This window comes from Streptomyces filamentosus (assembly GCF_014654895.1).
GTDB lineage: Bacteria > Actinomycetota > Actinomycetes > Streptomycetales > Streptomycetaceae > Streptomyces > Streptomyces filamentosus.
Map to the genome: position 1 here is coordinate 113,392 of NZ_BNBE01000004.1, position 12,266 is coordinate 125,657.

Annotated in this window: 7 protein-coding genes and 1 pseudogene; 2 read left to right on the forward strand and 6 right to left on the reverse strand. The window is 71.4% G+C overall.

Annotation, left to right across the window (positions count from 1 at the left end; translation table 11 throughout):
• Nucleotides 1-10: 10 nt before the first annotated feature.
• Nucleotides 11-403 (forward strand): annotated as a pseudogene (locus IE326_RS41945) (ATP-binding cassette domain-containing protein); the annotation flags it as partial.
• A 162-nt stretch (nucleotides 404-565) separates the two neighbouring features.
• On the opposite strand, the gene IE326_RS34370 reads toward IE326_RS41945, so the two are convergent.
• The 6 genes from IE326_RS34370 to IE326_RS34395 form a co-directional block, all read right to left on the reverse strand.
• Complete coding sequence (locus tag IE326_RS34370) at nucleotides 566-1,063, reverse strand: DinB family protein (protein WP_150233363.1); 498 nt, start codon at nucleotides 1,061-1,063, stop codon at nucleotides 566-568.
• Between the two features lie 92 nt (nucleotides 1,064-1,155).
• The gene (locus IE326_RS34375; RefSeq protein ID WP_190044370.1) at nucleotides 1,156-2,193 is read right to left on the reverse strand and encodes a hypothetical protein; all 1,038 of its coding nucleotides are present in this window, start codon (nucleotides 2,191-2,193) and stop codon (nucleotides 1,156-1,158) included.
• Nucleotides 2,194-2,425: 232 nt separating this feature from the next.
• Entirely contained in the window at nucleotides 2,426-6,727 is a 4,302-nt protein-coding gene (locus IE326_RS34380) for a GDSL-type esterase/lipase family protein (protein WP_190044371.1), read from the reverse strand.
• Nucleotides 6,728-7,987: 1,260 nt separating this feature from the next.
• Nucleotides 7,988-8,233, reverse strand: coding sequence for a ferredoxin (locus tag IE326_RS34385; RefSeq protein ID WP_190044372.1), 246 nt, complete (start codon nucleotides 8,231-8,233; stop codon nucleotides 7,988-7,990).
• 52 nt (nucleotides 8,234-8,285) lie between these two features.
• Nucleotides 8,286-9,485 carry a cytochrome P450 gene (locus IE326_RS34390; RefSeq protein WP_190044373.1) on the reverse strand — a complete coding sequence of 400 codons (1,200 nt, stop codon included), beginning with the start codon at nucleotides 9,483-9,485 and terminating at the stop codon, nucleotides 8,286-8,288.
• 330 nt (nucleotides 9,486-9,815) lie between these two features.
• On the reverse strand, nucleotides 9,816-11,072 hold the full coding sequence (locus IE326_RS34395; RefSeq protein WP_190044374.1) for an MFS transporter: 1,257 nt from the start codon (nucleotides 11,070-11,072) through the stop codon (nucleotides 9,816-9,818).
• Nucleotides 11,073-11,226: 154 nt separating this feature from the next.
• On the opposite strand from IE326_RS34395, the gene IE326_RS34400 reads away from it, so the two are divergent.
• Entirely contained in the window at nucleotides 11,227-12,111 is an 885-nt protein-coding gene (locus IE326_RS34400; RefSeq protein ID WP_150233377.1) for a winged helix-turn-helix transcriptional regulator, read from the forward strand.
• Nucleotides 12,112-12,266: the final 155 nt, after the last annotated feature.

The following is a 12,266-nucleotide window of genomic DNA, read 5'->3' on the forward strand; positions in this document are numbered from 1 at the left end:
CTCCGCCGAGGTGCGGGAACAGGGGGTTCCCGGGGGCTTCGCCCCAGAGCCCGTCCCCCAGGGGCGGTCAGGTCCGTACCGCAGATGCGGATCAGCAGCGGACTTCGGCGGAGCCGCTCAGGAAGTCACGTCGCTCACCGGACCGGACCGGGCGGCGGGACCGGCGGGCGCCGCCGTCAAGGTCACCGGACTCACCAGGGCCTTCGGCAAGGGCGCGACAGTCATCACGGCGGCCGACGGCATCGGCCTCGCGGTCCCCGCCGGGCATATCGTCGCCCTCGCCGGCCGTTCGGGGTGGGGCGCGTCCACCCCGCTGCATCTGATCGGCGCCGTCGAACGCGCCGACGCCGGCTCCGTGCGGGTCGACGGCACCGAGGCGACGGCCCTGCGCTCCCGCGGGCCCGCCGCCCACCGCCGTACCGTCGGCTTCGGCTTCCAGCGCTTCCACCTGCTGCCGCCCTCACCGTCCTCGACGAGGTCCTGGCCCCGTGCTGTCGCGCCGGCCGCGTCGGCCCTGCCCCCGGCGCTGGACGATCTCGGTCGGCGGTGGGGGGCGGGGCTCCCCTCAGGGGACGACCAGTCGCTGGCGGCCGTCGATGAGTTCGCGCACGACATCCAGATGGCCGGCGTGGGTGGCCGTCTCGGTGATCACGTGGAGGATGACCTCGCGCAGGCTGTCGAGGCGGTAGTCGCCGAAGAAGTCCGGCCACCAGGCCGGGGGCGCGTTCAGGTCGGCGCCGGCCAGGAAGCCGTCCGCGAGCTCCGCCTCCTCGCGGTAGAGGGCGAAGACCTCCTCGGCCGTCAGCTCCGGCGCGGGCTGCCACGCGCTCTCGCCGGCCCCGAGGATCTCCTCGATCGCCGTCGGCTCCCCCGCCGCGACCGCGCGGAACCAGAACTTCTCGTCGTCCAGTGCGAGGTGGTGCACCAGTCCCAGGCACGTCCAGCCGGACGGCAGTACCGGGCGCCGCAGCGCCTCCTCGTCCAAGCCCTCCAGGATGTCCAGGACGTGCTTGCGCTTGCTGTTCAGGGCGTCGAGCAGTGCGGTCAGTTCCGTGTCAGCCATGGGCGGGACGGTATACGGCCCCACTGACATCCGGGCCTGGCGAGCCTTCCCGGGTCCGGGACCAGGCCCGGGTCCGGTCCCGGGAAGGTCGTTCAGTTCGTCTGGGCGTTGAACAGGTGGTCGCCGAAGTACCCGACCACGATCAGGCCGCTGCGGTCGGTGTCGTCGAGGAAGTGAAGCCGCGGTGCGGGAGGTTCGCCGTCGCCGATGCGGATGTGTTCGACCATGACCGCCGTCCCTGTCCGCGAGACCTCCGCCGGCACCGGACACGTGCGGCCGGACCGTCCGCGTGGGCTGTTGCGGGCGAGTTCCCCTTCGTAGTGGGCGACTTTCTGTTCGCTGATCAGCGGGGTGTCGAGGGACGCGCAGTACGCGCGGAGGTTCGCGAAGCCGGCGCCGGCGCTGCCGTTGCCGGATGCCCGCGCGAGGTTCTTGGCCTCGGCGTACATCTGCATGGTGGCCAGGGAGTCGGAGAGGCGGGCCCGCCAGCGTACGGCCTTGCTGTGGTGCTCCAGCTTCCGCGACTCCCCGGGGTCGGCGGTGATCGCCAGGCACGTGCAGTACTGCCGGGCGCGTTCCAGGATCTCGGCGAAGGTCGGCGCCTCCAGGAGTTCCCGCAGGGTGCGGACGTCGGCGTCGCCCGAGTCGTCGTGCCCGGAGATCCGGTAGCGGGCGACGAGCGCGTCGCGGGCCCGTACGGCCGCCCGCCGTTCGGCTTCGCTCTCCTCCAGCAGCGCCCTCAGCGTCGCCCGGTCCCCCTCGCTCTCCTCCAGCCGCCGCTCCAGCTCCGCCGTCCCGGGCGCCGGGGAACCGTTGCCGATCTCCTTCGCCAGGCCGGCCAGAACCGAGTCCATGTGCTCCTCAAGTCTCCGGCCCTGCCGGAGGAGAGCCTTGGCCTGCTCCACGCCGTGCTCCGCCGCGCGTCGGCGTTCCGTCTCCGCGGCCAGCTTCCGCTCCAGGCGGGCGATCGTGCGCCGGTGTTCCTCGACGAGATCGAGGCTCTCCTGGCGCCACTGCTCCAGCCGTTTCATGAACTGCGCCGGGATGTGCGGGGCCTCGTGCGGGGAGCGGTTCGCCGCGGGTCCGAACGGGCTGCTTTCCTTCGTGTTCTCCTTCATGCCTTTCTGCATGCCCACTCCCCCGCCGTTCCCCCCATGCGCCCGCGGCTCCGGCGCCGAGGGCGTCCCGGACCTGACGCGATCGGGGCGGCCGCAGGTTCCTGATCGGCGGGCTCTGGTGGGATGTCGGCGGCCGCGCGGGACACCGGCTCGGGGTCGTACGCGCCGGACGGCGGCCCGCACGCCGAAGGGCCGTACCCGCCGGTCGGCGGGTACGGCCCTGGTGTCGCGGGAGTGGTGGCCGTCAGGGCCGGTAGGTCTTCACGAAGAGGGAGTCACCGCCGTCCCGGTGGCTGCCGTCGACGCCGAGTCCCCCGGTGTAGTCCCTGTTCTCCTCTCCGGCCCAGTCCGGGATGGGGTTCGGGTCGCCGGTGCCGTAGTCGAGGGGCTTGAAGGACTGCGGGGAGCCCTCGACGGAGCCGAACTGGTAGACGCGACCCCGGGTCGAGTAGGACTGGTAGGGCTGGTAGGGGCCGTTCTTGACGGTCTGCTTCGTCAGGTCGTTGTTGAAGAAGACGTTCTGGGGACCGCTGGAACCGGACCACTTGCTGGCCTTGTAGCCGGCGCTCCAGTAGATCGGCCACCAGGTGCCCTTGTCGCCGACGCCTCCTTCTCCGCCGCAGTTGACGGTGCAGCTGCCGGAGGAGTGGTTGTAGGGGACGTGGACGGTGTTGTTGTCGAAGAGGTTGCGGCGTTCCCAGCCTCCGTGCAGGTTCAGGTCGGAGTCGAAGTCGTTGGCGAAGACGACGTTTCCGGAGGCGGACCACTGGAAGGTGAAGTGGCGGAGGTTCCGGGTGGTGTTGAAGGCGTAGAGGGAGTCCCAGACGCGGGAGCCGCGCAGGTATCCGTTGCCGCCCTTGCCCTTGTTCCAGGCGCCGTCGAAGTAGTTGTCCTGGATCTGGAGGTTCTTGGCGACCTCGGTGACGACGGGATGGGAGCCGGTCATCTCGCCCCTGGTCCCGCGGACCCAGGAGTTGGCGGCCCACTTGAACACGATGCCGTGCATGGCCGCCTCGGGGGCGAGGTTGCCGTAGTTGTGGGTGGCGCAGTTCGGGGCCGGAGCGGCGCACTCGGCGCTCAGGCCGTCGATCTGCTGGGTGAAGGTGAAGTTCTCGAACCCCACGTCCGTGATCATCTTGAGCGGGGTGACCTTGCTGGGGTAGATGGTGTTGTCGATCGGCGGGGAGCCGTCGGAGACGGAGTTGACGGGGACGTCGAATTCCAGCGGCTTGTCGATGGTGACGGTGCGGGCCGCGCTGTCGACGGAGGAGATGACGAAGACCTGCTGACGCATGTGGAGGTTCTCCTTCTCCCCCGACATGCCGGTGACGCCGATCCCCTGGCTGTCGTAGAAGGCCACGCTGTTCGCGGCCCCGACCCACAGGTAGCCGCCCGGCTTGAAGGCGGACATGTCGGCGGAACCGCTGAGCGGGATGGTGGTGTCGCCCTGACGTGCGGCGTAGCCGGGGGTGGCGGGGTTCTCGACGAGGGTGACGCCCGATTCCCAGTGCTGGTTGACCGAGCCCTCGAAGAGGTCCCGGCGGTTCTCCGGGATCGAGGAGATGTCGCCGCACATGCGCTGGTGCTTGGCCGACACCTCGCGGGTCTGCACGCGGAACAGGGCACGTCCGGGCCAGATCCACCCGCCCGTGCCGGTGATCGAGCCGCCCAGCTTGCCGGGGCACTCGTAGCGCATCGCGTCCTGGTCCCAGCGGCTGCCCTGGTACAGGGTGTCGTACCTGGTCGCGGCGTCCGGCCGGAAGACGATCTTGGTGCCGGTTCCGGGCGTCGTGCCCCGGCCCCTGATGACGAGGTAGGAGGCGTCGACGGACACCTGCTTGCTGACCTCGACGGTGCCGCGGGGCAGTTCGATCAGGGAGAGGTTGTTCCGTGAGGCGTAGGGGGTGCAGGAGGTGCGGATGTAGTCGATGGCCTTCTGGATGCCGGCGGTGTCGTCCTGACCGTCGTCGGACTTCACGTCGTACTGCTCCGCCAGTTCCTCAGGGGTGATCGCGCAGCGCGGGTTGCCCAGTCTGACCACCAGCGGCAGCAGTTCGCCGCCCCGGTAGCCGGCCTTGCTCCAGTCCGGGAGGTCACCGCCCAGTCCGGTGCGGCGGTTCTCCTTGTGGAGGTTCGCGGAAGCCCGGATGTCGTACTCCACCGTCTGCACGGAGGGCTGCGCGGAGCCGGCCGTGGACGTGCAGCGGAACTCCCGGCCGCCGATGCCGATCTGACCGCTCGCCTGGGTCAGGCAGCCGCTGAGCGCCTTCTGCCCGTAGGCGTTCGGGTGGACGGCTTCCTGCTGGTCGCCCTGGGATCCCCACGGCAGCAGCAGATAGGGGACCCAGCGCACCCATTCCGCCTTCGCCGCGGGCAGCGGCGACGTCAGGGTGTGGGCCGCGGTGGCCTGTTCGGCGCCCTTGTGGCACAGCTCGTGGCCGGCGAGCGCGTCCTGCACGTCGAGGAAGAAGGCGTCCCCGCGGCGTGCGGCGCTCCTGATCATCGTGCTGATCGCGGGGATGACCTCGTCGCGGGCCCAGGTGGCGTCCTCGTCGTAGAACGGGCAGCCGCCCGACGTGTAGCGCTCGTAGCTCTCCGTCGGGTACCGCATGTCGGCGCTGCGGGCGATCGGGCCCGCGTAGGACTGGGCCACCAGGCGGTAGTACCTGCTGTCGTAGCCCTGGGAGCGCATGGCGGAGTGGATGCCGTTCATGGTCTCCACCACCTTGTCCTCGACCCCGGTGAGCTTGCTCCGGAAGGCGCTGTCCTGGCCGCTCCTGCAGGCGCCGAAGCCGGACAGGAAGCGCTGCGCGCAGCCCGACACGATCCCGGAGAAGTCCAGGTCGTTGCCGCCCACCGAAAGCACGATCGTCCTGACCCGGTAGTGCCTCGCGAGGTCCTTCAGCTGCTCGACCTGCGGCCGCTCCCCCTTGAACCCGCTGCGGAGCACGTGGTCCGTGGTCGCCCCCGAACAGGCCAGGTTGAACCGTCGCTCGGGCGGGATGCCGTCGATTTCGGCGCCGGCGATCTCCGAGACGTCGGAGCGGTCGCAGCGGTTGCCCCCGTCGTAGGAGGTGTGTCCGTAGACCTCCTCCAGATCGGGCCGGCAACTGCTCTCGTCGGCGTTGCAGCCGGACGCGGCGCGGTCCGTGCCCCAGGCGGAACCGGCGTTCCCGGTGTTCGCGTTGCCGGCCCACCGTCCGGCCTCGCCGGAGATGTAGCTGTCGCCCATCGCCACCACGGCCGTCGGCTTCTGCCGTGCGGTCCAGATCACGGTGGCGTTGTTCCCGGCGCCGCCCTGCCGCTCGACCCTGAACGTGGAGAAGTCGCTGCCGTTCTCGTCGTAGCCGTTGGATCCGATGAACGGGTTGTTCCAGTGCAACTGGATCTGACGATTGCCGTCGCTCGGTTCCAGGCAGTTCTGGGTGACGTACCGGACGGTTCCCTCCGTCCCCGTCGCGAGCCCCGAACTCTCCGACGCCCATGCCGCGCCCTGTTCCCTCAATATGAGCTCGGGCGGGGCGGCGGACCAGATGCCGTGCGACAGCGCGTGAAACTCCAGCGTCAGGTCGCACCCCGTGCGGTTGACGAAACTCACCCCGGTGCTGCGTGCGGCATCGGGGGCCGGCGGCACGCACGGGGCGTCCGCTCCCCTCACGCCGAACGCCGCACACACGGGCACGGGTTCGAACTCCACCGTGCAGTGGTCGGAAGGGGAGTTCGACGTGCCCGGGTTCGCCGTCGCCGTCAGGGGGCCCTGGTCGTTGGTGACCATGTAGTCGTACTCGTTGCGCCGTTGGCCCCCCACGCCGCAGTGGTAGGTGGGGTTCCCGCTGGTCACGAACCGGGCGCCCGGCGGGAGCTGGTTGTCCCACGTCGGGATGGTGTTGAAATCGCCCATGACCGCCCACGGCCGGCCGTTGGCGGCCCCCGACGCGGTGCGGACCAGGTCGCCCACGTCGCCACCGCCGTTGAGGGCGTGAGCACTGAAGAAGATTCCCTCGTGGCCGGCGGCATTGGGGACGATCGCGCCCAGCATGGCCTTGGACGCCACGTCGTCCGCGACCTCCGGCACGAGGAAGAAGTCATCTGTCGGTATCGGCGCACGGACTATCAGGGCCACCGCGCGCTGCTGCCTGATGTTCGTCAACTTGTAGACGAACACCTGCCGCCCACCGGGTGGGGTCCACGTGTACGAGAGCAGGCGCACCCATCGCCCCTGGGTGCTCTGCCATTCCCCGAGCACCCGCTCGTCCTCGAAACCGTTGGCCCCGTTGGCGTCGCCGCGGTACGGGTCGTCCCGCACCTCCTGGAGTGCCACGACGTCGTTGCGCGCGACCAGCCCGGCTATTTCCTCCCAGCGGTGCGGCTGGTTCGAGTTCCGGATGTTGTAGGTCGCGGAACGGAAATGGCTGACGCTCCACGCCTCGATCTCGCCGGCGGCGGCTGCCGGGCCACTGCCGACCCCCACGAAGAGTCCGCTGAACAAGGCGAGGACGAGAGTGAGGAGCAGAACTCTCGGCGGTCTCGCTCTTCTTCTGTTCATGTAATATTCCACATATTCTCTGAGTGTGACGCCGGAAAATGCACCGGATACGACCCGAGAAATCGATGGTGTTGTCATCCATGACGATTCCCTTCGGGTTTCCCATTTCTCAGGCACGGATCAACCGGAAGACAATCCCATGTGCCGCTAGCGGTTCGCTAACGAGCAGCTAGCGCGGACCAGCGTTCCGCGTCAGGCACTGTTCCTCATGGGCCGGTCATTCACTTGCCGGCACCGGATGCCGCCGGATGTTCGGCTACGCTGACGCCTCTCGACCCCCGGATCGGAATGATTCCCGGGGCGTCGCGCGCGATATGCCCCGTTCTTCGAGGAGAGCGCAAACAGCCGAAGTCGAAGAGCCACCGCGGGCACCCTGCTGTCCACGGCGGTCGTCCTCACGTCACTGACGCCGCCCGCGGCCACCTCCGCGCACGCGGACGGCATCATGAGCACGCCGTCGTACAAGAGCCTGGGTTCCGCCACGGCCGGTTCGGACTGGATGAAGGGCGTTCCCGACCGTACGCATCCGGGCGCCATGTCCATCCCCCCAGTCCGCCGACACCCGCGGCGGAGGACGGCAGCGGACTGGTCGAGCGGACCTGGAAGGCCACCGAGCACAACATCGACGTCGGCGCCTTCTTCGCCATGCTCCACCGGCTCACCGGCGCCCCGACCTGGAAGACCCGCTCCGACGACGCTTTCACGTTCGCCAGGTCCATGATCAGCGACGACCGGAACCACCTGTGGACCGGCACCGGACCGGACGGGGTCACCGTCGACGAGAAAGCCGTGCCCGAGGACGTCCAGGTCTGGAGCCACCTGGACGCCTACGATCCCGAAGCCCCTCTCGACAGCCCCTACGCGCGCACCGTCGACTGGGCCGCCGACCGCATGGCCGCCACCGACGGCCCCTTCACCGGCGTCAGCTTCAGCACCGTCGACACCAGCGGCGTCTGGTTCGAGGGCACCGCCCACCTCCTGGCCGCCTGCAAGGCCCGCAACTCCTCCGGTGACGCCGCTGCCGCCAAGACGCTGACGGACACCCTGGAGAAGGCCCGGGCGCAGGCCCCCACACCGGCGGCGAGGGCATCGTCGCCTCCTCGCACGACGGCCTCGACACCGGACAGGGCGACCGCTCCTACGCCTCCCTGCACACCGGTGCCACCCTGGTACCTCCTCGCCGCCCTGGGGAAGAACCCCCTTCCGGCTCTGAACCCGCACCCCCGTCCCCGCTTCCGCCGCGAAGCGGGGACGGGGTCCTCACGGGGTGCGGGGCCGTTCCCCGAGGGTGATGGCCTGGACGGGGCAGGCGCGGGCGGCTTCGCGGACCAGGGTCCCGTCCTCGGTCTCCCGGCCGGGGAGGACGGTGCCGAAGCCGTCGTCGTCCTGGGTGAAGACGTCCGGGGAGAGGAGGGCGCACTGCCCGGCCCCGATGCAGACGCCGGTGTCGATGGAGAGGGAGGCGGGGGCGGAATCGGATGGAGGCGGGGAGGGGGAGGTGCTCACCGGGCGGTTTCCCTTCTCTGTGCGGTCGGCCTCGCGCGTCGCGGGGCGGGGCTCACCAGGTGACGGGGAGTTCGAGCATCCCCTGGATCGTGTCGCCCGGCTTGAACGGGATCTCCTCCGCCGGCGCGGCGAGGCGCAGGTCCGGAAACCGGCGCAGCAGCGTGCCGAGGGCGATCTCCAGTTCCGTACGGGCGAGGTTCTGCCCGAGGCACTGGTGGATGCCGAAGCCGAAGGCGACGTGGTGCCGGGCGGGCCGTTCCCAGTCGAGTGCGTCGGCGTCGGCGTAGACCGTGCCGTCGCGGTTGATGAGGGAGGTGGAGAAGATCACTCCGTCGCCGGCGCGGATGACCGTGCCGTCGACCTCCACGTCCTCGCGGGCGACGCGCAGCATGCCGTCCGCGATCGACAGGAACCGCAGGAGTTCCTCGACCGCGGCGGGCAGCAGGCCGGGGTCCGCCCGCAGTTCGGCGAGCCGCCGGGGGTGCCGGAGGAGGGTGTACGTGCCCAGGGAGATCATGTTCGCGGTGGTCTCGTGGCCCGCGACGAGCAGGATCGTGGCCAGTTGCACCAGCTCCTGGCGGTCCGGTCCGCCCTCCTCCGCCTGCCGGGCCACCAGGTCGTCCAGCACGCCCTCGCCCGGTTTCCCGCGCTTGCCGTCGATCAGCTCGCCGAGGTAGCCCTCCAGCCGGGCGAGCGCGTCCTCGGTGTCCTCGGCCGTCGGGCCGCGCAGCAGCCGGCGGGACTGCTCCTCGAAGAAGTCGTGGTCCTCGTACGGCACGCCCAGGAGGTCGCAGATGACGACCGACGGCACCGGCAGCGCGAAGGCGCTCACCAGCTCGGCCGGCGGTCCCGCGGCCTCCATGGCGTCGAGCAGCCGGTCGACGGTGGCCTGGATGCGCGGCCGCAGTCCCTCCGTGCGCTTCAGGGAGAAGCTCGGGATCAGCATCCTGCGCTGGGCGTTGTGCTCGGGGTCGTCCCAGCCGAGCAGCGCGGCCCGCCTGCGGCGGCGCAGGGCGGCGACCCGTTCGGCGGTGATCGGGAAGTCGGGGCGGGTGGAATCGGTGGACAGCCGCTGGTCGGCGAGGAGCGCCCGGGCGGCCCGGTGGCCGGAGACCAGCCACACCTCCCGGCCGTCCCACAGGGTGACCCTGGACAGGGGCCGGTTCTCGCGGAGGGGGTCGTAGGCGGCGGGCGGGTGGTAGGGGCAGGACCGGTTCTGGGGGAAGGAGACGGCTTCTTCGGTGGTCGTCATCGGGAGACCTCGCAGACGCGGACGGCGATTCATCGACTCCGGCAGGTACCGCCTCCCACTACATGCCTCAGGCATCTATTCGGTCTACGCGGAGTTCGGCCAATCCACCGGAACGGACGGATCCGTTCGGCCGGGGCTGCCGCACCCGGGGAACCCCGCCTTCACCCGCGCCTCCCCTGCGGACGCGGGAGACCGGGCACTCCCGCCCGCGCGCCTCGGCGGCGGGGCGCGCCGGGCCGAAAACCGTCGCCCTCCCCACCGGAGTCCCCCGCCCCGCGGGGGCAGAAGCCCGACGGGAAGGGACCGGGCAGGAGTCGGCCGGGCCAGGTGTCAGGCGAGGTCGCGGTGGCGGCCCACCCGGGTGGAGAGGAGGTAGAGCGGGGGCACGAGGGCGGCGGCGCAGACGGCCCAGAGGGCGGTGCGGGCTCCGGTGTGGGTGGCGAGGAGGCCGGCGGTGAGGGCGCCGAACGGCATCGCGCCCCAGGAGACGAAGCGGACCGTGGCCATCACGCGGGACAGCAGCTCGGGGGGCGACTGGGTCTGCCGGTAGGTGCGGGTGGTGATCGAGCCGATGACGGTGCCGAAGGCGAAGCCGGCGTTGCCCAGGGCGAACCAGTACGCGTCCCCCGCCGACGTGGTCAGCGGGGCGAGCAGGAGCAGCGCGCCGCCGGCCAGGTCGGCCGCGATGATGCCCCACGCGGTGCCGAGGCGGGTGGTGACCCGGACCGCGACGGCGGCGCCGGCGAGCGCGCCGACCCCGTCCATGGCGAGGACGAGACCGAGCTGTACGGAGCCGAGGCCGGCCTCGCGGACCAGGTAGAGGGGGGTGAGGGCGACGAGGGCCGCGTTGAGGAAGTTGGCGGCGGTCGCCCAGATCATGCAGGGCCGCATGACCGGGTGCCGGGTGACGTACCGCCAGCCCTCGCGCATCAGCCGGAAGGCGTTCTCGCCGGTGCGGGGCGCGGGGCGGGTCTCGGGGAGGGTGCGCAGCAGCAGGGCGGAGGCCAGGTAGCTGGCGGCGTCCGCGACGAGCGCGCCGACCGGGCCGGTCACGCCGATCAGGACGCCGCCGAGGGAGGGTCCTCCGGTGTCGGTGACGGCGTGGGTGCCGGACATGACGCTGTTGCGGGCGGCCAGCTGCCGGGCGGGGACGACGGCGGGCAGGAAGGTCGAGTTGCCGATGTCGAACAGCACCGTCGCCGCGCCGGTGACGAGCGCCGCGCCCAGCAGGTGCGGGTAGGTGAGGGCGCCGAGCCACCAGGCGAGCGGCAGCGATCCGAGCGCCGCGAACCGTACGAGGTCGAGCGCGACCTGGAGCCGGCGCAGCGGTACGCGCTGGGCGACGACGCCCGCCGGGAGGCTGAGCAGCAGCCAGGAGACCTGCCCGGCGGCGGCGAGCAGGGCGACCTCGAAGGCGGTGGCGTCGAGGACGGTGAGGGCGACGAGCGGCAGGGCGAGGGCGGTGACGGCGGTGCCCGCTCCGCTGACGGTGGCGGCGGCCCAGTACCGCCAGAAGACGCCCGGCGGCGAGGTCTTCTCCTCGGTGTCGCGTCGGTCGTGCTCCTGGATCGCGCGTGCCCCGCTCATACGGTGGCCACCCCCGGGTCTAGTCAGTCTCTTTTGGGAACTCACTTGTTCCGGGTGAGTTTCTATCGGGAACCCACCCGATGGCGCAAGATGGACCCGAGGGGCGCCGCCGTGCGCGAAGGAGCGCGGAGGGGCGCGGAGGAGTGGAGACGCTGTGACGAGATCGGTGCCCGAGCGGGACGCCGCCTGCGCGATCGCGCAGGCCGCGGCGGTGGTCGGCGACTGGTGGAGCCTGCTCCTGATCCGCGAGGCCGCGCGGGGCCACCACCGGTTCGACGCGCTCCAGGAGGAGCTGGGCATCTCCCGCAAGGTGCTCACCGAACGCCTGGCGCACCTGGTGGAGACGGGGGTCCTGGAGAAGGTCCCCTACCAGGACCGGCCGGTGCGGCACGAGTACCGGCTGACGCCCAGCGGGCAGGGACTGCTGCCGGTGCTGCTGTCGATGCAGGACTGGGCGGACCGCTGGGTCTTCGGCGACGGCTCGCTCAGCGGCACCGCCGACGAGACGAGCGCGGAGGCCCGGCGCGTGGCGGGCCTGACGGGCCTGCGGCTGCCCCCGCTGGAACTGCCGGGCCACCGGGACGGCGCGCCGCTGGACCCCGTGGCCGCGGACCCGGCGACCGTCCTGTTCTGCTACCCGGCGACCGGGCGCCCCGGCCCCCTGCCGGACCGGTGGGCGGACATCCCCGGAACCGTCGGCTGCACGCTGGAGAACCGGCTCTTCCGGGACGCGTACGAGGACTTCCGCGCGGCGGGCGCGGAGGTGCACGGCGTCAGCACCCAACGCCCGGACGAGCAGCGGGTCTTCGCGGTCGAGGAGGGGATCCCCTTCACCCTCCTCTCGGACGTCGACCTGCGCCTCGCCGCCGCCCTGCGGCTGCCCACCTTCCGGGCCGGCCAGCTGCTGCGGCTGAAGCGGGCCGTGCTGGTGGTGGACCGCGACCGCGTCGTACGGCACGCGCGCTTCCCGGTCACGGACATCCCGGCGGCGGTGGCGGAGGCGCTGACGGAGGTGCGGCGCCTGGCGGCGCAGGGCTGACCGCGCCCCGGACGGGCACGCTCGGCGCTCCGGCCCCGAGCGGGGCGGCCGGCGGGCGGCGGAATGCGGAAAAGATCACGGGATTCCGGTGCATCCCTCGGGGCCGTTCGTGCGTCTTGTGTGCGAGGACCTTGCGGCCTCCGTACGCAGAGACC